The 23,605-nt window shown below is 65.7% G+C and carries 24 protein-coding genes and 1 tRNA gene; 15 read left to right on the top strand and 10 right to left on the bottom strand.

All coding sequences use genetic code 11. The features are described 5' to 3' along the window. The first annotated feature begins 72 nt into the window (after positions 1–72). The 4 genes from XW59_RS08240 to bioB all read left to right on the top strand — a co-directional run bounded on the left by XW59_RS08240 (position 73) and on the right by bioB (position 4,362). A complete protein-coding gene (locus XW59_RS08240; protein WP_047144469.1) occupies positions 73–942 on the top strand; it encodes an NAD(P)-dependent oxidoreductase in 870 nt (289 codons plus the stop codon). 100 nt (positions 943–1,042) lie between these two features. After that, positions 1,043–1,687, top strand: a complete 645-nt coding sequence (locus tag XW59_RS08235) for a GntR family transcriptional regulator (RefSeq protein ID WP_047144014.1) — start codon at positions 1,043–1,045, stop codon at positions 1,685–1,687. A gap of 1,155 nt (positions 1,688–2,842) precedes the next feature. Further along, positions 2,843–3,379 (top strand): biotin transporter BioY, encoded by a 537-nt coding sequence (locus XW59_RS08230; RefSeq protein WP_246666039.1) that lies wholly within the window; start codon positions 2,843–2,845, stop codon positions 3,377–3,379. Continuing rightward, on the top strand, positions 3,376–4,362 hold the full coding sequence (gene bioB / locus XW59_RS08225) for a biotin synthase BioB (RefSeq protein ID WP_047144017.1): 987 nt from the start codon (positions 3,376–3,378) through the stop codon (positions 4,360–4,362). The genes XW59_RS08230 and bioB overlap by 4 nt, the downstream gene beginning before the upstream one ends. A gap of 367 nt (positions 4,363–4,729) precedes the next feature. Here the strand turns inward: bioB and XW59_RS08220 are convergent, their stop codons facing one another. The 4 genes from XW59_RS08220 to XW59_RS08205 form a co-directional block, all read right to left on the bottom strand. Further along, the gene (locus XW59_RS08220; RefSeq protein ID WP_047144470.1) at positions 4,730–6,847 is read right to left on the bottom strand and encodes a DUF294 nucleotidyltransferase-like domain-containing protein; all 2,118 of its coding nucleotides are present in this window, start codon (positions 6,845–6,847) and stop codon (positions 4,730–4,732) included. Positions 6,848–7,236: 389 nt separating this feature from the next. After that, positions 7,237–7,791 carry a TetR/AcrR family transcriptional regulator gene (locus XW59_RS08215; protein ID WP_047144018.1) on the bottom strand — a complete coding sequence of 185 codons (555 nt, stop codon included), beginning with the start codon at positions 7,789–7,791 and terminating at the stop codon, positions 7,237–7,239. Between the two features lie 2 nt (positions 7,792–7,793). Further along, positions 7,794–8,135 (bottom strand): multidrug efflux SMR transporter, encoded by a 342-nt coding sequence (locus XW59_RS08210; RefSeq protein ID WP_047144019.1) that lies wholly within the window; start codon positions 8,133–8,135, stop codon positions 7,794–7,796. A 1,067-nt stretch (positions 8,136–9,202) separates the two neighbouring features. Beyond that, a complete protein-coding gene (locus XW59_RS08205; protein WP_047144020.1) occupies positions 9,203–11,266 on the bottom strand; it encodes an OmpA family protein in 2,064 nt (687 codons plus the stop codon). 163 nt (positions 11,267–11,429) lie between these two features. On the opposite strand from XW59_RS08205, the gene XW59_RS08200 reads away from it, so the two are divergent. The 4 genes from XW59_RS08200 to XW59_RS08185 all read left to right on the top strand — a co-directional run bounded on the left by XW59_RS08200 (position 11,430) and on the right by XW59_RS08185 (position 13,663). Next, positions 11,430–11,876 carry a YcgN family cysteine cluster protein gene (locus XW59_RS08200; protein WP_047144021.1) on the top strand — a complete coding sequence of 149 codons (447 nt, stop codon included), beginning with the start codon at positions 11,430–11,432 and terminating at the stop codon, positions 11,874–11,876. A 68-nt stretch (positions 11,877–11,944) separates the two neighbouring features. After that, positions 11,945–12,358 carry a ketosteroid isomerase-related protein gene (locus XW59_RS08195; protein ID WP_047144022.1) on the top strand — a complete coding sequence of 138 codons (414 nt, stop codon included), beginning with the start codon at positions 11,945–11,947 and terminating at the stop codon, positions 12,356–12,358. Next, positions 12,355–12,945, top strand: coding sequence for a GNAT family N-acetyltransferase (locus XW59_RS08190; RefSeq protein ID WP_206077696.1), 591 nt, complete (start codon positions 12,355–12,357; stop codon positions 12,943–12,945). Before XW59_RS08195 ends, XW59_RS08190 begins: the two co-directional genes overlap by 4 nt. A gap of 349 nt (positions 12,946–13,294) precedes the next feature. Beyond that, complete coding sequence (locus XW59_RS08185; RefSeq protein WP_137326996.1) at positions 13,295–13,663, top strand: hypothetical protein; 369 nt, start codon at positions 13,295–13,297, stop codon at positions 13,661–13,663. An 84-nt stretch (positions 13,664–13,747) separates the two neighbouring features. Here XW59_RS08185 and XW59_RS08180 read toward each other — a convergent pair whose 3' ends face one another. Then, positions 13,748–14,470: an SIMPL domain-containing protein gene (locus XW59_RS08180; protein ID WP_047144472.1), complete on the bottom strand. Its 723-nt coding sequence runs from the start codon at positions 14,468–14,470 to the stop codon at positions 13,748–13,750. 117 nt (positions 14,471–14,587) lie between these two features. Between XW59_RS08180 and XW59_RS08175 the strand changes: the two genes are divergently transcribed. Both XW59_RS08175 and XW59_RS08170 read left to right on the top strand, forming a co-directional pair. Next, positions 14,588–14,663: transfer RNA gene (locus XW59_RS08175), tRNA-Ile, on the top strand. A gap of 126 nt (positions 14,664–14,789) precedes the next feature. Then, positions 14,790–15,167, top strand: a complete 378-nt coding sequence (locus tag XW59_RS08170) for a hypothetical protein (protein ID WP_348639302.1) — start codon at positions 14,790–14,792, stop codon at positions 15,165–15,167. A gap of 105 nt (positions 15,168–15,272) precedes the next feature. Here the strand turns inward: XW59_RS08170 and XW59_RS08165 are convergent, their stop codons facing one another. From XW59_RS08165 to XW59_RS08155, 3 genes are all read right to left on the bottom strand, one after another. Next, positions 15,273–15,587 carry an I78 family peptidase inhibitor gene (locus XW59_RS08165; RefSeq protein WP_047144024.1) on the bottom strand — a complete coding sequence of 105 codons (315 nt, stop codon included), beginning with the start codon at positions 15,585–15,587 and terminating at the stop codon, positions 15,273–15,275. A 92-nt stretch (positions 15,588–15,679) separates the two neighbouring features. Further along, positions 15,680–16,009, bottom strand: a complete 330-nt coding sequence (locus tag XW59_RS08160; RefSeq protein WP_047144025.1) for a hypothetical protein — start codon at positions 16,007–16,009, stop codon at positions 15,680–15,682. A gap of 69 nt (positions 16,010–16,078) precedes the next feature. After that, positions 16,079–16,474 carry an MAPEG family protein gene (locus XW59_RS08155; RefSeq protein WP_136067996.1) on the bottom strand — a complete coding sequence of 132 codons (396 nt, stop codon included), beginning with the start codon at positions 16,472–16,474 and terminating at the stop codon, positions 16,079–16,081. Between the two features lie 166 nt (positions 16,475–16,640). Between XW59_RS08155 and XW59_RS08150 the strand changes: the two genes are divergently transcribed. Next, on the top strand, positions 16,641–17,825 hold the full coding sequence (locus XW59_RS08150) for a M48 family metallopeptidase (RefSeq protein ID WP_052958005.1): 1,185 nt from the start codon (positions 16,641–16,643) through the stop codon (positions 17,823–17,825). 102 nt (positions 17,826–17,927) lie between these two features. Here the strand turns inward: XW59_RS08150 and XW59_RS29510 are convergent, their stop codons facing one another. After that, positions 17,928–18,215, bottom strand: a complete 288-nt coding sequence (locus tag XW59_RS29510; protein WP_047144026.1) for a hypothetical protein — start codon at positions 18,213–18,215, stop codon at positions 17,928–17,930. 222 nt (positions 18,216–18,437) lie between these two features. Here XW59_RS29510 and XW59_RS08140 point away from each other — a divergent pair, with 222 nt between their 5' ends. The 3 genes from XW59_RS08140 (at position 18,438) to XW59_RS08130 (ending at position 21,011) form a co-directional block, all read left to right on the top strand. Further along, complete coding sequence (locus XW59_RS08140) at positions 18,438–18,869, top strand: thioredoxin domain-containing protein (protein WP_170990111.1); 432 nt, start codon at positions 18,438–18,440, stop codon at positions 18,867–18,869. Further along, a complete protein-coding gene (locus tag XW59_RS08135; protein WP_052958007.1) occupies positions 18,866–19,585 on the top strand; it encodes a cytochrome c biogenesis protein CcdA in 720 nt (239 codons plus the stop codon). Before XW59_RS08140 ends, XW59_RS08135 begins: the two co-directional genes overlap by 4 nt. Before the next feature lie 127 nt (positions 19,586–19,712). After that, positions 19,713–21,011 (top strand): rhodanese-like domain-containing protein, encoded by a 1,299-nt coding sequence (locus tag XW59_RS08130; protein ID WP_047144027.1) that lies wholly within the window; start codon positions 19,713–19,715, stop codon positions 21,009–21,011. 150 nt (positions 21,012–21,161) lie between these two features. On the opposite strand, the gene XW59_RS08125 is transcribed toward XW59_RS08130, so the two are convergent. Next, entirely contained in the window at positions 21,162–22,067 is a 906-nt protein-coding gene (locus XW59_RS08125; protein ID WP_082137434.1) for an FkbM family methyltransferase, read from the bottom strand. Between the two features lie 243 nt (positions 22,068–22,310). Here XW59_RS08125 and XW59_RS08120 point away from each other — a divergent pair, with 243 nt between their 5' ends. Beyond that, entirely contained in the window at positions 22,311–23,558 is a 1,248-nt protein-coding gene (locus tag XW59_RS08120; RefSeq protein WP_047144028.1) for a glycosyltransferase, read from the top strand. Positions 23,559–23,605: the final 47 nt, after the last annotated feature.

Below are 23,605 nucleotides of genomic sequence, written 5' to 3'. Positions count from 1 at the left end.
TTCCGGTTTCCCCAGCCGGCGCTCGCCGCTAGGCTGCCCGCAATGCATGTCGCCATCGCCAGGGAGGTTTCGATGTCGCTCAGGAGCAAGACGCTGTTCATTTCGGGAGGCTCGCGCGGGATCGGGCTTGCGATCGCGCTGCGGGCGGCGCGGGACGGGGCCAATGTGACGATCGCGGCGAAGACCGCCGAGCCGCACCCCAAGCTGCCGGGCACGATCTACACGGCGGCGGAGGAGATCGAGAAGGCCGGCGGCAAGGCGCTGCCGGTCGTCTGCGACATTCGCGAGGAGGCGCAGGTGGCGGAAGCGGTGGCGAAGACCGCCGAAACCTTCGGCGGCATCGACATCTGCGTCAACAATGCCAGCGCGATCAACCTTTCGGGCACGCTCGACACCGACATGAAGCGCTACGACCTGATGCACCAGATCAACACGCGCGGCACCTTCCTGGTGTCCAAAATGTGCATTCCACACCTGAAGCAAGCCGAAAACCCGCATATACTGAACCTGGCGCCGCCGCTCGACATGCAGGCCAAATGGTTCAGGAACCACGTCGCCTACACCATGGCCAAGTTCGGCATGTCGATGTGCACGCTCGGCATGAGCGCGGAATTCGAGAAGGACGGCATCGCGGTCAACTCGCTGTGGCCGCTGACGGCCATCGACACGGCGGCCGTGCGCAACCTGCTCGGCGGGGCGGGAGTCGCGGCGATGAGCCGGTCGCCGGAAATCATGGCGGATGCCGCCCATGCGATCCTCAGCCGGCCCTCGCGCGGGACGACCGGCAATTTCTTCATCGACGAACTGGTGCTGCGCGAGGAAGGGGTTTCCGACTTCTCGAAATATGCGCCGGAAGCCAAGGGGCCGCTCGCGGGCGACTTCTTCGTGCCGGACGAGGTGTTCTCGAAGACGGACACCAAGGTGGCGGGAACATTCGGGTAGCGGCGCGAGGCCGGGGCGCGGCTCCAACGCCGCTCCCGGGCTCGTCCGCGCGGCAAATTAGTGGCTCGACGGCGCGGCTGCTCCAAATTATCTATAAATCATGACGACAGCCAGGGACGACACCATAGCCGTGCGGATCAGCAAGGTGCTGGCCGAGCGCATCATCGCCGGCGAGATCGAGGCCGGCGCCAAGCTCAGGCAGGACCATGTCGCCGAGGAATTCGGCGCGAGTCACGTGCCGGTGCGCGAGGCGTTCCGGAGGCTGGAGACGCAGGGCCTGGTGGTGAGCGAACCGCGGCGCGGCGTGCGGGTGGCAGGCTTCAGCCTCGACGAGGTCAAGGAGGTGGCCGAGATGCGCGCCGCGCTCGAGGTGCTGGCGCTGCGCCATGCCGCGCCGCATCTGACCAGGGCCATACTCGACGAGGCGGAGGAAGCGACGCGGGCGGGCGACAAGGCCGGCGACGTGCAGGCCTGGGAGGCGGCGAACCGGTCGTTTCACCGGCTGATCCTGACCCCTTGCGCCATGCCCCGGCTGCTCAGGGCGATCGACGACCTGCACACGGCCTCCGCGCGCTTCCTGTTTTCCGGATGGCGGGCCGAATGGGAGGCGCCGACCGACCGCGACCACCGCGCGATCCTCGCGGCATTGCGCGCGGGCCAGGTGGAGACCGCCGCCTCGGTGCTCGCCCGGCACGTGCAATGGGTCGGCCAGAAGCCGGGGACGCCCGCGGTCACGCGCCGTTGAGGAAACGTTTGTCGGGGGCTTCGCAAGCCGTGCCTTCGCGGCACCGGCGTTTCCCCCTCATCCGGCCGCTTCGCGGCCACCTTCTCCCCACAGGGGGAGAAGAGGGCGGTGGCGAGGCCGGTGCTTTTCCTGCGTAGGGCGTTTCCAGATGAAATGGAATCGTCGCTTGGAACGCCCCCTCCGCCATGCTTCGCGTGGTCCTTCAGGGCGAACCGCTTGTCTCGCCCGTCCTTCGGCCCCCCGCTCCGCAGGGGAGGAAGCAGCGTCGCGGCCGGCCGCACCTTGGATCCTGCCCCATTTTCATGGGGGAGGGGGACCACGAAGTGGTGGAGGGGGCGTGTCGGTGAAAACCCGAACTGTCCTAGGACCGGGAACGTGCATTGCGGCCGTTGCTTCTCCCGGCGGGGAGAGGTGGTTTGCGAAGCAAACCGGGTGGGGGAACGCAGGAAGTCGGTACGGCGCTCCACGATACCCCCACCCCTAACCCCTCCCCACAAGGGGGAGGGGGACTCTGGTTCTGCTCTCACCCCGTTCCCGCAAAGAGAAGGGAATTGTGATGCCGCGCCCACTCTTCTGCAGGAAAAATTCCCGTTTGTGGCGCGACGCAGATTCATCGGCGAGTCCGAATTCAAGCGAAGCCGCTGCAAAGTTCCCTTCCCCCCTTGTGGGTAGGGGTCGAGGTGAGTCCATCGCCGCGCCATTCCTCTCCCGCCCTGCCGTCTCTTTGTAGCATCCAACTGATAAACAAGGATAAATCCGGGCGTCGGGCGAAGCCGGAGCGCAAGCGGAGGCGCTGAGCTTGGGATCCTGTGTGTTTGTCCTGGTGCATGAAGGTTGTGGAAAGGAGGCTGATGGGACCTCGGTCGTCACGCCTGAACCACCCGGCCTGCACCTTCATCGCCGCTCCGACATGAATCCTCGGTCGAGCCCGAGATGGCGAAGCAGCGAGGGCGACGGCGCGTCGTGCCTTTGCCACTTATATCCGATTGAAAAACAACGGCAAATCCAGCGGCCACGTGCTTCGGAAAGGCGGGCTCTTGCCATCGCCGGATTTTTGTGGACTCCTTTAGAGATAGAATCGAAAAATTATCTATAATTATCCAAAGGAGATCCGAAATGAGCGATGCCGTCACCCGACCTGCCGCAAACCGAACCATGGCGGCCGCGCGAACCGTGCCGACGGTGATTGCCGGTGCGGTGCTGATGACGCTGGCGGCGAAGGTGCAGATACCGTTCTGGCCGGTGCCGATGACGCTGCACACGCTTGCCGTGATGGCGTTCGCCGTCGCTTTCGGGCCGCGCGTGGCGGTTTCGATCTTCCTCGCCTATCTGGCGGCGGGTGCCGCCGGCCTGCCGGTGTTTTCCGGCTCGCCGGAGCGCGGCGTCGGCCTTGCCTATCTGGCGGGGCCGACAGGCGGTTATCTCGCCGGCTTCCTCGCAGCCTCATGGCTGGTTGGCGTGCTGGCGAGGGGCAGGGGCGCGATCGGCCGCCTCGGCGCGATGCTTGCCGGGCTGGCGCTGGTCTACGCGGCCGGCATGGCGTGGCTCGCGGCCTTCGTTCCCGCCGGCCAGCTTCTCGCCGTCGGCGTCGCGCCGTTCCTGTTCGGCGACCTCGTCAAGATCGGCATCGTCGCGGCGGCCGGCGCGGTTCTGTCCTCCTTGCTCGCCCGGCTCAGGGACATGCGCCGATGACGGCGGCGGACGGAACGATGCGGCACGACTGGACGACCGAGGAGATCGTGGCGCTGCACGAACTGCCGCTGCTCGAACTGGTGGGGCGCGCCAACGCCGTGCATCGCCGCCACCACGACCCCAACAGGGTGCAGAAGGCGAGCCTGCTTTCGATCAAGACCGGCGGCTGTCCGGAAGATTGCGCCTATTGTCCGCAATCGGCGCATCATCGCGAGGTCGAGCTGACCCGCGACAGGCTGATGGACCCGGCCGGCGTGATCGCCATGGCGGCGAGGGCGAAGGCGGCGGGCGCGGAGCGCTTCTGCATGGGCGCGGCGTGGCGGCAGGTGCGCGACGGCAGGGAGTTCGACGCCGTGATCGCTATGGTCGAGGGCGTGCGCGCGCTCGGCATGGAGGCCTGCGTGACGCTCGGCATGCTGAAGCCGCACCAGGCGGAGCGGCTCGCGGCGGCGGGGCTGACCGCCTACAACCACAATCTCGACACCAGCCCGGAATTCTACGGCCGAATCATCACCACCCGCGCCTACCAGGACCGGCTCGATACGCTGGCGATCGTGCGCTCGCACGGGATCGACCTGTGCTGCGGCGGCATCATCGGCATGGGCGAGACGGTGCGCGACCGGGCGTCGATGCTGCGGGTGCTGGCGGCGATGGAGCCGCACCCCGAAAGCGTGCCGATCAACGCGCTGGTGCCGGTCGAAGGCACGCCGCTCGCCGGGCGGCCGCGCATCGACCCGCTGGAACTGGTGCGGATGGTGGCGACGGCGCGGCTGGTGATGCCAGCTTCCATGGTGCGGCTCTCGGCCGGCCGGTCGAGCCTCAACCGCGAGGCGCAGATCCTCTGCCTCGTCGCCGGCGCGAACTCGGTCTTCTACGGCGACAAGCTGCTTACTACGCCGAATGCCGGGATCGGCGAGGATGCCGAACTCTTCGCCGCGATCGGCCGGCCGGAGCCGATAGCCGAGCAGGCTTCGGCGGCGTGAAAACGGCGGGCCGACGGGGAGCCGCAACCTCTCCGTCATCCCGGGCAAGCGAGCGCGGCGAGGGCGATCCGGGACCTATTGAGAGGCGTGGCCGGGTTGCGGGTTCGCGCGGGCAAGGGGGCGCGCGTCGCTGCCGGGGCCGGGCGGCTGCCGAATGGTTCAAATCAGGGGCTCGCTTGGCCAGGGCGAGGACGAGGCCGTGCCGGACGATTTTCGGGCCAATGGGTCCCGGATAGCCTCCGCTTCGCTCCGGCTTCCGGGATGACGGGGAAGTGGATGGCTTCGCCCGGGATGACGGCGAAGCGGGTGGCTCGGCCGGAATGGCGCCGTGGGTATGGCTCAGGCCGGGATGACGGGTGGAGGAAGCTCAGGCGAACATCGCCGCCTGCACCAGGTCGGGAACGTTCTGGGCCGCTCGCAGGGCGGATTTGAGCTCGGATTGGCGGGCGCGGGAGAGCGCGGCGATCTCGACGCGGTTCGAGACCGGCACGCCGAGCTCGAGGTCACGGCTCTGCTGGGCGAGCAGCAACGAGAGAAGGAAGGCGTGGGCGTCGATCAGGTTCTCCAACTCGTCCGCGCCGCCGATGCCCTTCTCGATCAGGCCTTCGAGCCGGCCTCTCGTGCTGCGGCGGCGGATGCCGTGGCGGATCGAAAGCGTGCGCGCCGCCGTGACGATCGGGAACAGGCCGTAGTTCTTGAGGTCGAGGCGGCCTTCCTCTGCTCGCAGGCCGCCGATGAGGTTGAAGGGCGTCGCGAGCGAGGAGAGCGTTTCGCCCAGAAGCTTGGCGAATGCCGGCTCGGCCGAGCCGGCCGCGAAAGCGTGGGCGAAGAGCTGCGTGCCGAGCGAGAGCTCGCCGTGGACCGGCCGCTGGTCGAAGAAGATGTCGACATTGAGCAGATCCTCGGGGCGGGAGCGGCGGACCCATGCATCGATGCGCGCCCGCCAATGCGCGCTCGAGCCACGCCATTCGGCGTTTCTTGCCATGATGCCGCCCCTGCAATAGGCGATGCCGGTGACGTCCAGAATGTCGGCGATGCGGCGGCCGAGATCGGCGAACCAGCGATCCTCCGGTCCGTCGGGCGCGCCATGCTCGAAGACGATGGCGTTGTCCTGGTCGGCGGCGAGCAGGCTCTCGCCGCGCCCGCCCGAGCCCAGCACCATGACGGCGTAGCGGCAGGGCGGCCCGCCGGCGCCGGAAGCGCGCATGCCTTCCTCGGCAAGCTCGGCCGCGCGGCGCGTCGCCACCCGCAATTCCTCGCTGACGACGCCGGCGATCAGGCGGGCGTCGAGGCCTTCCGAGATGAGGGCGTTGGCGACCGCCGGCAGGGTCGCCCAGGCCTGCGCCATCTCCTCGGCGCCGCGCGCGGCATTGATGGCGTCGTCGAGATGGATCGCGGCACCCGCGCGCAGCCGCAGCAGGTCGCGCGAGGAGATGACGCCGGCAAGCCGCTCGCTTTCGTCGCGGACGGCGAGATGGCGGATGCCGAGGCGGTCCATGCGGCTGATGGCGCGATAGACGAAGGCGCCGCCGGCGATGCTCGCCAGCGGGCGCGAGGCGAATTCGCCGACCTTCATCGCCAGCGCCCTTTCGCCGTGCCCGGCGAGAAGGCGCATGACGTCGCGCTCGGTGACGATGCCGTAATCGGAAACGAGGCCGTTGCCGGCGGCGGCGTCGGAGACGAAGACCGAGCTGATCCGCCGCTCGGTCATCAGCTTCACGGCGTCCTGCGCGGTGGCGGAAGCCGTGATGACGGCGGCCGGCGTGCTCATCAGCTCGCGCACGCGGTGGCGATAGGCGTAGGGGTCGAACTGGCCGGTCGCGGGAAGGTCGGGGCGCGAGACGGGTTCCGCCCAGCCGGCGCGGTGGGCGTTTTCCAGATGGGAGGTGAGGTCGAGGCAGGCGCGCTCGGCCTCCGCCAGGGTGCGGATGCCGCGCTCGGCCAGATGCGGCTGGAGCGCGACGAAGATGTCGGCCGCGGCGCGCGCGTCGCCGATCGCGCTGTGGCGGCCGCCGATCCCGACGCCCAGCCACCCGGCCAGGGCTTCGAGCGAGGTGTCGGGCAATCTGGGATTGGCGATCGCGCCGAGCAGCCGCACGCAGAGCGAGCGCGGCTTGCGCCATTCGAACCCGGCGCGGCTGGCTTCGTTTTCGAGGACGGCGAGGTCGAAGCCGATCGAATGGCCGACGAGAATGCGGCCGGCGGCGAAGGTCTTCAGGCGCCCCCAGGCCTCCGCGAAGGGCGGGGCGCCGCGCACCATCGCATCGGTGAGGCCGTGGATGGCGGTGGATGCGGGAGGAATCACCTCGCCCGGGGCGACGAACGTGTCGAACGCTTCGTCGGGAACGACGCGGCCGCGCGAGACGGCGATGCCGGCGAGCTGGAGGATGCGGGCGGAAGCGGTGTCGAGCCCCGTCGTCTCGCTGTCGATCGCGACCGCCTCGAGTGCGGAGAGCGGCGTCGCGCCGGTCGTCCTTCTGGTCATCTGCGGTCCCTCCTCCCGCGCTAGGCCCGGCATATGGAACTCGACTTCGATCACCTCTCCCACACATCGCGGGGAGAGGAAGGGTGCCGGACATAGCGACCGGCGTTCCTCTCCCAAGCGAGGGAGCGGGGATCGAACCTGATATGCGGCAGCTCTGCTTCCCAGGCGGAAGGTAGCAGGGGAGGCCGGCCGAACAAAGCCTCGCGGACGAACCGGTCCCAGGGCGTTTCCAGATGAAATGGAATCGTCGCTTGGAACGCCCCTCCACCACGCTTCGCAGGGGAGGAACCAGCGTCGCGGCCAGCCGCACCGTGGATCCTCCCCCATCTTCATGGGGGAAGGGGACCACGAAGTGGTGGAGGGGTGTGTCGGTGAAAACCTGAACTGCCCTAGCGGGGTCTGGTCGCCTCCAGGAGCCGCTCGCGCAGTCGCGCGCGATCCGGCAGCGGAAGCTCGGCGAGATCGGCCAGCCAGATCCCGTCGGCCGCCAGCCGGACGATGGCGAGGCCGATATCGGCGTCGGTTTCCCGGTGCCTGTCGAGGCGCTTCCGGAACCATTCGACCCAGAGCGTGCGAAGCTCCGGTTCGGTGAGCATCGAGACCGACAAGGCCGCCCAGGGATTGACCTTGCTCGGCAGGCCGTCATGGAGAACGGCTTCCAGATAGGCGCGGGTGAAGGTCCCGTGGGCGACCGGGTCCGCCACCATGCGGCGATCGATATTGTCGTCGATCTGGTCCAGCATTTCCTGGAAGAGCGTGTCGAGGAGCGCCTGTTTGCTCGGGAAATGGTGGAGGAAGCCGCCCTTGGTGACGCCGGCCGCGTCGGCCACGCTCTGGACCGTCACGGCGGCAAGCCCTTGCTCGACGGCGATCCTGGCGGCTGCGTCGAGGAGCGCGCGGCGGACGACCTCCGGCTGCTTCTTCCGCTTATGGGCGTTTTCCATGGTCAGTGCGCGGCGGAGCTGGAAAAGGCGTTCACGACGATGACGCCGCCGACGATCATGGCGATGCCGATCATGCCCGGCAGGTCGATCGACTGGCGGAAGACGAAGGTGCCGACGAGGGCGACCAGAACGATGCCGAGGCCGCCCCAGATGGCGTAGGCGACGCCCAGCGGAATGACCTTCAGCGCGTGGGCGAGCAGGAAGAACGAGCCGGCATAGAAGGCGGCCATCGCCAGCGTGGGCGCCAGCCGGGTGAATTGCTCGGACTTCTGCAGGAAGGAGGTTCCCAGCACTTCGAGGACGATCGCGGCTGCGAGGGCGCCATAGGCGTAAAGCGGAGGCATGAGTTCACCGTGTGTAAAGTGAAAGAAACCGTCCGTACGGTATGTTTTGGAGGATGTCAAGCGGCTGGGCGGGCGGGTGGTTTACGCAGCAAGCGGCGAAGGGGCAAATAGTGTGGTCAAGAAAAATGCAGGCCAAAAAGGCTCTGCTCTCGGCCGCTGAAGGCAGGAGAGTTTGTCCACGCGGGCGAAGTGGCCCGCCCCTCCGACCCTTCGGACCACCTTCCCCGCTCCGCAGGCAGGGCGCGATCGCATATGGAATCGGCCGGCATCCTCACGGATTTACCCCACCCCTCACCCCTCCGCACAAGGGCAGGGCTATCGAATATGGGTGCGAAACACGCCCCCTCCACCGCCTTCGGCGGTCCCTCCCCCGTAAACGGGGGAGGGACCAGCGCTGCGGCCGTCCGCGACCTCGGCTCCTCCCCTGCGAAGCGGGGGAGGTGGCCCGAAGGGCCGGAGGGGCATCGGCCATGTGCGATTGCCCTGGCTCTACAGGGGAGGAGCCGTGTCGCGGATGCCCCCTAGCTCGGAGATTGCAAACGTGAAGCGCCGTGCCCCCATGCGTCCCCCACTCCGGTTCGCTTCGCGAACCACCTTTCCCACTTGAAGGGGAAGAGGTAGCGCCGGCGTGAGGCCTGGCACCACCACCTCTCCCGCGAAGGTGAGGCGAGGGCACTTCCGCCAACCCCCACCCCTCTAACCCGTTCCCACCAAGCGGGAGGGGGAACTTGCGCATATGACCGACACCCGAAGAATTCGGAGGGACGGGATCGCACCATATGCGATCGCTCATTCGCTTCGTGGGAAAGACGGTTCGGAGGGCGGGGTGGAGTATTTATAAGGAAGCCCGGCCGGCGGAGGGGGGAAACCGGCCGGGCTCCTTGCCATGTTCCCGAATGATCGGGAACGGGGCAGGGAAGCGTGGGGTCAATCCATTCGCGGTTTGGGCGCCGTGAAGGGATCGATCCTGGACCGCCGGGCGTCCGAAGGGACGTAAAGGAGGCGGTCCAGGTCGTGGTTCGAGCATCGGAAGCGTTCGAAGCCGGCTTCCGCTTTCGGACCGATGCTTAGTTGGCGCTCGCGACGGGCGCGACGAGCGGGGTGATCCTGCGGATCGCCACGCGCCTGTTCTCCCGTTCGGGCTCCTCGGTGTTCACCTTCAGATATTGCTCGCCATAGCCCTGGGTGACCAGGTTCTCGGGCGGAATGCCGAAGACGTTGGTGAGCGCGGCCGCCACCGATTCGGCGCGGCGATCCGAAAGGACGAGGTTCGCCTGGTCGGAGCCGACGGCGTCGGTGTGGCCTTCGATCAGGAAGCTCTCGGCGGGGTTCTTGTCGAGAAGCCGCTCCATGGCCTCGGCCACGCCCTCGAGCCTCGAAATCTCGCTCTCGGCGATCGAGGCCGCGCCGAACTCGAAGGTGATCGTGTCGAGGTCGATGCGGCGGACGCTGTCGCGCACGCGGGCCGAATATTTGACCTCGTCCACCGAATAGCGGCGTTGGATGCGCTCGACCGGCGGCTGTTCGAGGAACTCGTAATAGACGTCGGGATCCTCGACGCGGCCCGCATCGAGGATGTATTCCTCGACCGGAATGGCCAGATGCAGCGGCGGCAGGTCGGCGCCCGGATCGCGCCAGCGGCGCGGCGCCTCGTAGTCCTCGTCGCCGGCATAGACGAGCATGTATTCCTCGCCGTCCGGCATCACGCGCGAGCGCTGGATGATGTCGCCGTAGCGGTTGCGGATGGTGACGACCTGGACGCCGTTCGGACGCACGATGGTCTCACGGGTGCGGCCGCGCGGCAGCTCGTCGTAATAGACCTCGGTGGCGTCGCGCTCGACGCGCTCGCGGTCGTCGCTCTCGACGATCACCTGGTTGTTGAGCTGGATCACCATGCGGTCGCCCATCTCGCGGATGACATCGGCGCCCTCGCGGCGCTCGATGCGCTCGCCATAGGCCTCGCGGTTCTCGATGCGGCGGCCTTCCTCCTGGCGAAGCGACCGGATCTCGACGGGCGCGGCGCTGTCCTGAGCCTCGGCGTCGGTGGTCGGCGGAGGACCGGCTTCCGCCGGCGGCTGGGCGGGCTGTTCGGCCGGCCGTTCTATCGGCTGTTCGCCGGCGGCCTCGCCCTCGGTGCCTTCCGGAGCGGCTTCCTCGGCGGGAGGCGCCTCCTTCTCGCTGTCGAGCACGGGGGCTTCGCCCTCGGGACGAGCCTCCTCGCCCGGCTGGGCGCCTTCCTGCTCGCCGGCTGGCGGCTGGGTGGCGTCCTCGCCGGCGGGAGCTTCCTCTTCACCGGGCTGTCCGGTCTCAGTGCCGGGCTGCTCGGCGGGAGCCGGTTCCTCGGCGCCGGGCGCGGCTTCGCCTTCGGCCGGAGCCTGTTCGCCCTCGGTCGGAGCGGCGTCGCTCTCCGGAGCTGCCTCGCCTTCAGGGGCCGCAGGCCGTTCGTCGGCCGGAGCCTGCTGCTCGTCGGCGGGTGCTTCCCCGGCAGGCGGAGCGGCTTCTTCCTCGCCGCCAGGCGCGGCGGGCTGCTCTTCCTGCTGCCGCTGCTCGGGCGCCTCCTCCTCGGCCGGAGGCGCTTCCTCGCCGGCTGCAGGGGCCTCCTGCTGCGCGGGCGCTTCATCGGCCGGCGCCTGCTCGGGGGCGGGCGGTTCCCCCGCCGGGGCTTCCTGAGCGGGCGGTTCTCCAGCCGGCGGCTCGTCGGCTGCCGGAGGCTGCTCGGCGGGAGCTCCCTGTGGAGCAGGGGCTTCTTCAGGCGGAGCGGGCTCCTCCTGTGCCGGCTGTTCCTGCATTTCCTCGGAAGGAGCCTCCTGCGGCTCGGCAGGCTGTTCGGGCTCGGCCGCAGGCGGCTCTTCAGCGGCGGGCGGCTCCTCGGCCGGTGCCTGCTCGGCAGGCGCCTGCTCTTCCCGGGGCGCGGCCTCCTCGCCGCCTTCCTGTCTCCGGCGCAGCTCTTCCTCGCCCGGTTCTCCGTCGGACGCCTGCGCGAGGATGATCTGCGCGGTCCCGTGTGAAGCCGACACACCGATCGGCGCGGCGTCCGCCCGGCCCGGCGCGAGCGGCGCGGCGTAAAGCTGCGTCGTCGCCATGACCAGCCCGACGGCTGTTCCCGCCAGAATGTGCGATCTGATCTTCATCTGGAATTTCTCCTGTTAGGCGTCCCGTCCCGCCGGCAACTTAGAAGCTGCGTTTTTGTTCCCGAAAGGCGGTGAAATGGGCCATCCCGGGGCTTTTCGGGGGCGAAAGCGTGGCCGGCGGACCGTGCTTGACGAAGCGCCCGCAAAGGCTCACATGCGACGGATGACGGATGCTTTCTGGAAGACCAAGACGCTCGAGGAGATGAGCGCGGCGGAGTGGGAATCGCTCTGCGACGGCTGCGGCAAGTGCTGCCTGGCGAAGCTGGAGGACGAGGATACCGGCGAAATCCACTGGACGAGCGTCGGCTGCCGCCTGTTCGACGCCGGCACCTGCCGCTGCAAGGACTACGCGAACCGGCAGGCGAAGGTCTCGGACTGCATCAGGCTGACGCCGCAGACGGTGCGCACGATTTCCTGGCTGCCGGAAAGCTGCGCCTACCGGCTGGTGGCGGAGGGGCGCGACCTTTACTGGTGGCATCATTTGATCTCCGGCAGCCGCGACACGGTGCACGAGGCCGGCGTCTCGGTGCGCGGCCGCGTGACGGTGAGCGAGGACGACCTCGCCGAGCCCGAGGATTATTTCGAGCACATGCTGGATCACGAGCCTTGAATGGGGCATGAGGCTCGGGAAGGCTGTCCCGGAGGGCAGTCCGGCAAGGACAGAGAGGAGCACGGACGATGAGCGAAGCCGAAACCCGCAGCCTGATCGAGCGCTATTTCGCGGCCTTCAACGCCAGCGACAACGAGGGCATGCTGGCCTGTCTTTCCGAGGACGTGGCGCACGACATCAACGAAGGCGGGCGCGAGATCGGCAAGGACAAGTTCCGCTGGTTCCTCGGCATGATGGCCAGGCACTATCGCGAGGAGCTCTCCGACATCGTCGTGATGACCGGGCAGGGCGGCGGCCGCGCGGCCGCCGAGTTCACGGTCAGGGGCACCTATCTGTCGACCGCCGAGGGGCTTCCGCCGGCCACCGGCCAGACCTATTCGCTGCCGGCGGGTATCTTCTTCGAGATCGACGACGGGCTGATCTCGCGGGTGACGACCTATTACAACCTGAAGGACTGGAGCGCGCAGGTCGAAGGCGAGTGATCGTCGTCCGCAGGCTTTCCGACGAGGAGGTCCGCGCCGGCTTCGACGCGCTGGCGCGGCTGCGTATCGAGGTGTTCCGCGACTTTCCCTATCTCTATGACGGGGACATCGACTACGAGCGGCGCTACCTCGCCACCTACATGGAGGCGCCGGGCGCGGTCGTCGTCGGCGCGCTCGACGGAAGCGGGCGGCTCGTCGGCGTGGCGACGGCTTCCCCGCTCGCCGAGCATTTCGAGGAATTCGCCGGGCCCTTCGCGGCATATGGCCTCGAGGCGAAGGATTTCTTCTATTTCGGCGAGTCGGTGCTCCTGAAGGAATATCGCGGACAGGGGATCGGCGTGCGCTTCTTCGAGGAGCGGGAAAGGGCGGCGCTCGAGGCGGGGTTCGCGAACTGCGTCTTTTCGGCCGTGCTGCGGCCGGGCGACCACCCGCTGCGGCCGGCGGGCTACGTGCCGCTCGACGATTTCTGGGCGAAGCGCGGCTACGCGCGTCTCGAGGGGTTCGTCACCGGCTTTTCCTGGCGCGACATCGGCGCGGCGGAGGCGAGCGAGAAGCCGATGGAATTCTGGACGAAGCGGCTTTCCTGAAGGGGCGTGGGGCTGGCGGCTCCGAGAAGCGCCGTCACGCGGCCTCCGCTTCGCTCGGCCACCTCCCCCCGAGGGGAGAGGAGATCGGTGAAGGCCGCGCCTTTCCTCTTCTCCCCGCCGCCGGGGAGAAGGTGGTCGCGAAGCGACCGGATGAGGGGAGATAGCGGATACCTTTACGGCAATATTCTTCCAGACATTGTGCAGCTTTCCTGCTTGTCCGCGGCAAAAATCCCTCCATGAACACCGGATGAACGATGGGTTCGCGCCCGGTTCAGCTTGTCTCGTGCATCTTGCGGCCATCGCTCGAAGCGAACGGAATTCACAACCCTCGGGAAATGGAGATCGCAAAATGTTCAACTTCATCAAGACGGCCGCGCTTTCCGCCATGATCGGCCTGACCGCTCTCGCCGCCGCACCCACTGCCGCGAACGCGCAGAATGGCGGCGGCATCTATCTCGGCTTCGGCTCGGGCTATCACGGCGCCAATGGCGGCTTCCACTTCGGCGACCGCGACCGCCATCACCGGCCGGTCTACCGTCCCGGACGCCACGCCTGCACGCCCGGCCAGGCGGTGCGCAAGGCGAGCCGCATGGGCCTCCGCAACGTCCGGATCGTCGGCGAGAACCGCCGCGCGATTCGCGTGGTGGGCCGTGGCCACGGCCACCCCAGGACCATAATGGTCTTCGCCAAGGCGCCGCGCTGCCCGGTCATTCGCTGACGAGGAGACGCGGCGGTTCCCGACCGCTGCCTTCAGGAAAAAAGCAACGCCGGCGGATTTTTCCGCCGGCGTTGCGCGTTCGGGCTACTGCTTCAGCTCGAAGGTGACGTTGACCTGGACGCGATAGGTGTTCTCGCCGGCCTCCATCGGCACGTAGTCGGCCGCCGCCTCCATGCGCATCGCCTTGCCCTGAGCCATCGGCATGGGCGGGGGCATGCGCGACTGCTCCGACATCTCGAGGACCCGGCCGAGCTCGACGCCGGCGGCCTCGGCCAGCGTGCGGGCGCGATCGGTGGCATCCGCGACGGCGAGGCGGCGCGCCTCGCTCAGGGCCGCGGAAGGATCGTCGTTGACGAAGGAGACACTGCCGCCCTGGTTGACGCCGAGCGTCACGGAACGGTCGATCACCTCGCCGACCTTCTGCACGTCGCGCACGCGCACGGTCAGCGTGTTCTGGACCTGGTAGGCGACGATCCGCGGCTGCTGCTCGCCGTCGTTGTCCTTGGGATAGACGTAGCGCGGGTTGATCTGCAGGCCGGCGGTCTGCAGGTCGCGGCTCTCGATGCCGGCCTCCTTCATCGCCGCGATGACGTCGGTCATCGCCTTGTTGGCGTCGTCCATCGCCGCGCGCGCGGTCTCGGCCTCGCGCATGACGGTGAGCGAGAGGATCGCCATGTCGGGGGCGACGGCGGTCTCGCCTTCGCCGACGACCATGATGCGCGGCGTCGGCTCGCGATCCTGGGCATGGGCGGCAAACGGGCTGAAAAAGGCCGCGGCGGCGAGAAGCGGCAAATATCTGCGATGCATTTCGTTCTCCAAATGGTTGTAACCCCTTCACCCATCGCCGATAGGACGGGATTATGGGATGATTGCGGCGGTTGGCGCTTGTCTCGCGACGAAAAAGAAACTAACTCAACCCGCGTGGGGCCTGTAGCTCAATGGTTAGAGCCGGCGGCTCATAACCGCTTGGTTGGGGGTTCGAGTCCCTCCGGGCCCACCATTGGCATCCTTGCAGCAATGGTCGCACTTCCAAAGTCCGCTTCATTTTCCGCACGCAGAGTTATTATAGTAGCGAATATGGCCGCAGGGAGCGCATCCGACAGCGGAGGATTCCGCTCCAACCTCCTTGCCACAGATCCAGGCGGTGAACCCGATGAACGAAAGTTGCCCTGTCCCCACCCCGGCGCAAAGGCGGTACCTAGAGATACAGGACAAAGCCGAACGAACCATGTTGGCTGCGATTTACAAAGCTCTCGAGGATGCCGCCAAGCAAGCCGCCGAAGATCTGAAATCCACCGAATTTCAGAACAGCCCGCCAAGCTACGAATACTTTGCTGCGGTCGCGCACCAGAAGCTGTTCGCTTTGTTGTGTGGCGCCGACCCTCAAACCTTTGCGGGGGGAAATCCGGATATAGCCGCCCGTATCATCGAGAACGGGCAAAAATTATCCGACCACTATTGGGCTAAAAAGGGTGACGTCCCCCTCGACAGTTCTTCAAGCTGATCGGTAGATACTAGCTATATTCTGCGGCTTGGCCGCCGCGCATCCCGCCGGCAGGGCCCTTTCGAGGCGTTGCAGGCCCGGAGTCGTGCCGGCGGCCGTCGCCGGCTAGCCGCAGGAGGCGCGGACGATCTTGCCCGTGCTCTCGTCGGTCTCGATCGTCACGCGTTCCTGGCGGAAATCCATCGTGACCGGGTCGCCGGGCTTGATCTGGCGAACGCTGGTCGCGCCGGTCAATTGCTTGGCCTCCTCGTCGGTCACCCTGTCCTTGCCGACCAGGGCCTCGGCGGCCTCGGGCTTGCATGGGCCGCCCTCGGCTTCGGCGGCCTGAGGTTCGGCAACGGGCGATTCCTTCTGGCAGCCTGCTATTCCAAGGAGAAGAAAGGCGGTGGCCAGACCGATGAGGCGAGGTGCGCGAATCACGGATAAATTCCTTTCATCGAAAGCGCCAAAGTAATCAAAGGTGGATCGCGGTGGCAAGCGAACGGCCGAAAGCGCTCATCCCCGTATGTTCGTCATCTGCCTTGAATGACGCGAATGAACGCGGGGCTTCGCGTTCGGAAGTCGTCATATGAAATCCGGCCGTTTGCGATGCCGTTGAATGCCCGCGTGCAATAGATCCTCGCGACATTGCTCCTCGGGCTGACGTTCATGATCTTCGCCATCTCCGCCTTTCTCGCCGGCGAGGCACGATTGGTGCCCTGATAGCAGCGCTCGATGCCTTCGCGCTTCATGGCGGGACTGCCCCGCACGACCTCTTGCGCGCGGACGTAACTTGCTTCGGTCACACAGCCGGAAAGCACGATCGAGGCGGCGGCCAGCACGATCAGCGGCAAGGATCTCATTGTATCAACCCCCTCTCGGATGGCGAAGAGGATTCCCGCTATCCGTGCAAATGTCAAAGCCGCCGTCGCCTATGCCGCCGCAAGGTAGATAATTCTCCCGAGCGCGCCCAGCAGCAGGACGAGGGCCGCGATCGTCTGGATGAGGAAGCCGGGGTATCTCCTCATGGGATCGGAGAGGTAGCCGACGAAATAGGCCGCGCGACCGATCAGCCAGACGAGCCCCAGCGCCGCCGCCCAGGCCGCGCTCCAATAGATGGCGAACAGCCACATCGAGGGGAGGAAGATCGGCAGCCATTCGAGCGTGTTGGTATGCGCCCGAACCGCCCGTTCGAGCCGCGGATCGCCGGTCATCGCCGGAGCGAGTATCCCGGTTTTCGAATGGGCCCTCGCCACGGCGAGCGCCATCGCGAACAAGACGAGGCCGCAGAGAAGCGTCACCACGGCGACCGGATAGTATCGTTCCACGATCAACCTCCTTGACCACCCGCTTCAGGAGACCACATGCGGCATCGACCGACAATACTTCCGGATTGCTTCAGATTTTACTGAAATAACTGGCGCAACCGACCCATATTGCAAGAACAATCGGCATCTGCCATGTGGCGACCTCAAACAGGAGAGGCCCGCCTACATGCAAGAGAAAGTCCAATCATCCGTCGCGCTCCCGGTTCAGGTGGAGCGATGGCCAAGCGAGATACCGCTGCGCGTCGCGATCATATTGACGTCGATCGCGCTGTGGCTGCTGATCATCGTGGGAACGTTCGGGCTCGGCCTGATCTATGTGGTGCTGATCGCCGCCTTTCTGTTCTTCGTCCAGGTCGGCTTCATCGCGCATCTGCGCGGCAGCGCCATACGGCTCGGCCCGGACCAGTTTCCGGAAATCCATCAGCGCGTCGTCGAGTTCGCGCGGCGCGCGGGCATGAAGAAGGAGCCGGAAGCCTACATCATGCAGGCGGACGGCGCGCTCAACGCCTTCGCGACGAAATTCTTCCGCGGCCAGATCGTCGTGCTCTATGCCGATCTCCTGGAGGCCTGCGGCGACGACCAGGCGGCGCGCGATATGATCATCGGCCACGAGATCGGACATTTGCGTTGCGGCCATCTCGACTGGTTCATCCTGACCGCGCCCGGCCGGATCATTCCCTTCCTCGGCTCGGCCTATTCGCGCGCCTGCGAATACACCTGCGACCGCTGGGGGGTGGCACTCAGCGGCGGCGGAGAGGACGCGCGGCGCGGGTTGGTGGTGCTGGCCGCCGGCGGCGCCCACAAGAACAAGGTGAATGTCGGCGCCTATGTCCGGCAGCAGGAGAATCTCGATACGGGCTGGATGACCCTTGCCCGTTGGCTGTCGACATATCCGCCGCTGTCGGCGCGGGTGGCGGCGATCACGCCCGGCCTGGCCGAGCCGTACAAGGCGCGCCGCGGAAGAATGCGCGCGCTCGGGATCATCGCGGCCTTCATCGGCATTCCGGTGATCTTCGCCGCGTCGATGCCGACCGCCATTCGCTACCTGGAGCGGCCCATCAACATTCTGGCCGGGGACGTCGAGGCGGTGACGGAAACCGACGAGGGTGGAACGGCGGGCAGCGGCAGGTTTGCATCGGTCGACGAAATGCCGGCGCCCAAGCCCGTTCCCCAGATCGACGACGCCCGCTTCGCCGAACTGGCGACCGTCTGCCACGGCGGGGACATGGCGGCCTGCGACGAGCTCTATTTCGCGTCCGACTACGGCACCGTCGAGGAGGAATACGGCTCCACCTGCGCCGGCCGGATAGACGACAACGACCTCGAATGCACCAAGCTTCTGGCCGAGTGACACGCGGACCGGCCGGGACGCGGCAAACGCGGCGGCGCGGGTATCTCCCGCGCCGCTACTGAACGATCACCACCGTGATGGTCAATCGACCATCCATCAATTCTACTGCCCGGCCGCGCAGGGATTGGCGCTCGAGACGGGATTCGGGGCCGGAGCGGGGGCTGGCGCTGGCGCGGATGCGGGACGATCGCTGCTGTACTCGTCCGCCAGCCGGTCGTAGTCGCGCCGGGGCGCATCCCGGCCGGGCGTCTGACCGGCGCCGGCGCATGGATTGGAGGCCTCGGCTGCCTTCGGCGGAGCCGGCGCGGGTGCCGCGCGTTCGTCGGCCGCGATGGCGTTGGCGGCCGCGAGCATCGAGGCGCCGAATAGGAGTGTGCGTCTGCCGTTCATGTGCGCTTGTGTCCTTGTGGATGGATGGTTTGCCGGAATCGCCCGGGCGACGGGGAAGGCCCCTTATGCCTGCGCGAGAAGGCGGCGGGAAAGAAAGTCTGTTCCGAATCCGGCCGCCAATGGAAATTCCTTCACCTCAGGGCGATCGGAATAGAGGTTCGTTCCTTCAGGCGGCGCGGCGGCGCGAATAAAGTCGCCATGGTTCAACCGAGGCACCGAATCGTGACCATCCATGCAATCCGAGGCGCGCTGGCCGCGCTTGCGCTGGTGCTGGCCGGCGTCCAAGGCCCCGCCGTTCACGCCGCCGGCGCAAGTGCCGCGCAGCCGTCGCAGGAACGGGCGACGCTGGTGCAATATTCGGCCGAGACCGACCTCGAGGCATTGGCGGCCGAGGGAAAGACGGTCGTCTTCTTCTTCGCCACCTGGTGTCCCAACTGCATCCTGACGCTTTCCGAACTCTCGGAAAACTGGTCGGAGATCGACCCGGAGATCACGCTCGTGATCGCCGACTACGACACCGAGACCGCGCTCAAGGCGAAATATGGCGTGACCTATCAGGACACATTCGTCCTCCTCGATTCGGCGGCCGGCGCGGCGAAGCTCTGGAATGCCGGTGGCGTCGCCGGCCTGAACGAGAACACGCGGGCGGAATGAGCCTCGTCTTCGCGTTCGTTGCCGGCCTGGTGACGGTGCTGTCTCCCTGCGTGCTGCCGCTGTTGCCGGTGATCCTGGCCAACGGCGCGCTCGGGGGGCGCTTGAGGCCGATCGGGCTCATCATCGGCTTCACCGGCTGCTTTACCGCGATCACGCTCTTTCTGAGCATCTTCGTCCGTCAGTTCGCCATACCGCCGGACATCCACCGCACAGCGGCGGCCTCGATCTTCGTGGCGATGGGCCTGGTTCTCGCGCTGCCCGCGTTGAAGGCCCGCTTCGAGCTTTTCCTGTCTCCGCTGGCCGGCCGTTTCGCCGCCGCGGGCGGCACGTCCGACGGCTTCGGCGGCGGCCTCCTGTCCGGCGCCGGGCTGGGACTTGCCTGGACACCATGCGTCGGACCGATCATGGCGTCGGTCATAACGCTGGCGCTCAACCAGCAGACCACGGCCCTGTCGGCCCTGACCGCGCTCGCCTTCAGCCTGGGAACCGCCGTGCCGATGGCGGCCTTCGTCGTCTTCGGCAGCCGGGTCGTCGCGCGCATCGGCTTCCTCAAGCGTCACAGCGCCGGGATCCAGCAGGCGATGGGGCTCTTCATCCTGCTTGTCGGGGTGGCGATCTGGATCGGTCTCGACCGCAGCTTGCAGGTCGCGCTCTTCAGGGCGTTTCCCGGATGGGAACCGGCGCTGACGGGATGGGAACGCGCGGTCGCGAACTGATTTTGTGGTCCGTGCCCGGGACGGCGGAATATTAGTTCCGCCAGGCGGCTCAAATTGGCAGCGCTTTGATTGCCCGCCGGCATCGGCTCTGAAATCTTCATGCCTGGTTTTTTTGCAGGAGATTCAAATGCTTCCCAAATCGCATCGGCTGTTCGCCGCCAGCGCATTGTCCGTCCTCGCACTCGCCGCCGGGGCGCCGGCGGTCGGCGCGCTGGATATCCACCCGGCGCTGGCCATTTCGGCTCAGGCCCAGGAGGCGGCGCTTCCGATCATCGTCGATGCCGATCAGTTCAAGCAACTGGTCGACAAGGGTGCCAAGGTGGTCGACGTCCGCCAGCAGGCGGCCTTCGAGGAAGGCCACATTCCCGGCGCGGTCAACCTGCCGTGGGCAAAGCTGAACGTGTCGGAACGCGACGGCATCCGCAACGAGTTCGAGGACGACGAGATCATCGAGGCCGTCATCGGCCAGGCCGGGCTGGAGAACGGCGACACGCTGGTGATCTACGACAACAATTCGCTGCCGGGCCGCGCCTTCATCGCGCTCGAATATGCGGGCTTCAAGAACCTGCACGTGCTGGACGGCGGCATCGGCTCGTTCTCCGGCGAACTGGCGAAGGGAGCCGTCGAGGTGGCGGCCAGCGATTTCAAGATAACCGACAAATACGACGTTCGCGTCGACAAGGCCTATGTCGAATCGAAGCTCAAGACGGACGACGCGGTCATCGTCGACGGCCGCAATTCGGACGCCTTCGTCGACGGCCACATTCCCGGGGCGAAGTCGCTGGTCGCGGCCAGCCTGCTGACGGAGGACCGCAAGGTTCAGCCCGAGGACGTGATCAACAACCTGCTGGCGTCGCGCGGCATCGACAAGAACAAGGAGATCCTTTCCTATTGCGGCAGCGGCGTCGCGGCGGCGAACAACTATGTCGCGCTGCGCAATCTCGGCTACGCCAATGTCCGCATCTACGACGAGAGCTGGGACGAGTGGAGCCGCGATCCGGCCGCCGGCCAGTCGCTGGCGCTCGGCAACTTCGCCTTCACGGGCGACGACGTGTCGGGCGGCGGCGAGGAGGGGCCGCATTTCCTGACGGCGGACCAGGTGAAGGAACTCGCCGCCGACCCGAGCGTCGTGGTGCTCGACGTGCGCGCGCCCTCCGACTACAACGCCGGCCAGATTCCCGGATCGGTCAACGTCTTCTGGGACACCACGCTGGACGACAACCGCGTGCTGAAGGATGTCGCGGAGTTGAAGAAACTCTACGAGGAAGCAGGAATTACGCCGGACAAGCGGGTGATCCTCTTCACCCGTGGCGGCGTGCAACTGACCCACTCCTACACGGTCCTGTCGCTGCTCGGCTTCAAGAACGTCGACTTCTTCACCGGCAAGTTCGAAGGCTGGGAGAACGGCGCCATGCGCCGCGGCTAGCGCCTAGGCTTGGAAATCCTGATCCAAAGGCGATGCGGTGGCAGCGCGTTTGGATCAGGTCGGGCGGGCTGTCGTCATCGACCGCTCTACGAGTCGAGCGGCGAGGTTAGCGCTTCCGCGGACGCTCGAGGCTTCTCGACAGGACCTGACTCACGCCACGTACTCATATGTCGGTGACAGGTTGCGAAGCTTGCCAACGGCAAAATATCTTCCCGTTTCCCGGTACCCTATCGGTTCGATCACCGCCCTGATCGCCGATCTTTCCTTCTCTCCATGGGCTTCCGCGAAGAGCCGGGGCCTGGATTCTCGAAGGATGCGTTCGGCTCCGCGAAGAGCGGCGGGTTCCGCGCCCTCTATATCGATCTTCATCAGCGTTATGGGACAGGCGATCAGATCGTCCAGCCTTCGTCCCTCAAGCAGAACCGGTGCGGCGCCGACGACCGAGTGGACCTCGACCGGCGCATTCTCGTCCGACGCGGCATACGGAAGAATCTCCACCTTTTCAGTGAGATCGTTCGCCGCCAGGAATTCTCCCATCAATCGAATGGCCTTGGACGTCGGCTCGACGGCAATCACCTTCTCCGCCCGGGTGTTCAGCGCGAAGAAGACGCTGTGATTGCCGACATTCGCACCTACGTCGAGATATGTGCCGGCAATGCCGAGGGACGCGATATAGCTCAGCATCCTTTCCTCGTACCATCTGCCCTGATGGAGCTCGCCACCGATCCTTCCGCCAAGAGTGGCGGGGACGGTGACTTGTTTGGTCGGCATGGCGAAATTCAATACTTCCCCCATCGTGTTGTTCCAAGGATAGCAAACCCTTCGGCGGCGTGAAATCAGGAAGGGCTCCGCCGCAGCCGAACCATTCAACCAAGGCGGCAATGCGGCGTGCGGGCATTTCGTCCTCTGACGCCGGGCCAGCCTGACGATGTCAAAAGAGCCATTGCGGAGTCTAGACCCGTAAACTGTGGAATCATGCCAGCTTACAATAAAAAATAAATTTTGAATGCGAAGCGGGTTGTTCAATCGGATTTGATAACGAATCTTCCAAAACATCAAAAAATGAATCAGTGATATCTAATTGATGATATTTGCATAATGTGTATATTTAGATAGTTTTCAATTAATACTTAATATTTTAAAATATTTATTGATAAACAGGCGCGTATGGAAGGGTATCGAATTCAGTATCGGCTATATAGCGTGTGATCATGTCCTCAGGAACTCTGGCGTGCCTTCTGTTTGGTTGTTGACCTGCAGGGGGCGTGTAATTGATGGCGCCTATCGGAAAGAATTGTCATGAAGATTGCATTCGTTGTCCAGAAAATCGCCGGCAGAAATGGCGGGGCGGAAAGGGTATTAATTGAAACGGCGAATGAAATGGCTCGCCGCGGCCATCAGGTCGAGATTCTAGCTCACGAGAACCGCGGCATCGGCCCCTTCTATACTTTGGAGGACGGGGTCGTTCACCGAAACCTCTTCAAACGGCCGATCGAACACGTGGACAAGGAGCGGTACAAGAAATTTGAAAGATTCCGCGATTCTCTTCCGATCTCGTTTCCGGGTGTCCGCCTCTACAAATGGCATCTGCGCAACGGGCAGTTCATCAAGGATCTGCGCCAATACATCCTCGAACAGAAGCCCGACGTGCTCGTGCCGTTCATGCCGCCGGCAATGATCGCGAGCGCTTATGCGACCAAGGACATCGATGTTCCGATCGTGGCCTCCACGCACAATGCGCCGGAACAGGACTACGAAAATCCCGAACGCTGGGATCCCAATCCCGTCGACATACAGCGTCGCCGCAGGATACTCGAGCGGATGACGCGCATTCTGGTGCTCCTGCCGAAATATCGGGAATGGTACCCGTCCCACCTGCATGAGAAGATCATCGTGGTTCCAAATCCGGTGCAGCAGCTTCCGGAATCGGAGTTGAATGCGGCCGGGAGACAAAAGAGAGCCCTGTTCGTCGGCAGAATGGCGCATGTAAAGCGCCCTTTGTTCATGGTTAAGGTCTGGAAGCGGATCATCGACGAGTTTCCGGACTGGAGCCTCGACTTTTTCGGCGGCGGGCCGCTCGAGCATGATGTCGATCGCGCGACGGCTGCCTTTGAATTCACCCATCCGGGCAGGTTGCGCTATCGAGGCGTGACTTCGGAAATAAGCAAGGAATACCTGGCCTCATCGCTTCTTTGCCATCCGGCGGAGTACGAAGGATTCCCCCTGGCCGTTTCCGAAGCGCTCGCTCACGGATTGCCGGTTGTCGGTTTCAAGAGCTGTAGCGGGCTGAATGCGCTTGTAGAGGATGGCGTCAATGGCGTGCTAGTAGAGGACGGGAAGGACGAGGCCGAGTCGATAGAGCGATGGGTCGACGCCTTGCGCAAGCTCCTGTCATCGGACGAAACCCTGGCCCGGCTTTCAAAAAACGCTCCCGCGAGCGTGGCGAGCTATGCTCCCGTTTCGGTTTACGATCAGTGGGAGGAGATATTGCACGGGGTAACTGAAGCCAAGGAGCGCGGAGGAGCGCGTCTTGAAGCCGCCGGATGAGCTCGCGTTGGAGCACTCTGGTGGTCGAACCATTTCGTCCCTATCGC

It is taken from the genome of Aquamicrobium sp. LC103 (genome assembly GCF_001014615.2).
Taxonomy (GTDB): domain Bacteria; phylum Pseudomonadota; class Alphaproteobacteria; order Rhizobiales; family Rhizobiaceae; genus LBCQ02.
Note: the sequence above shows the minus strand (reverse complement) of the source record. Positions and strands in the feature narration are given on the sequence as shown.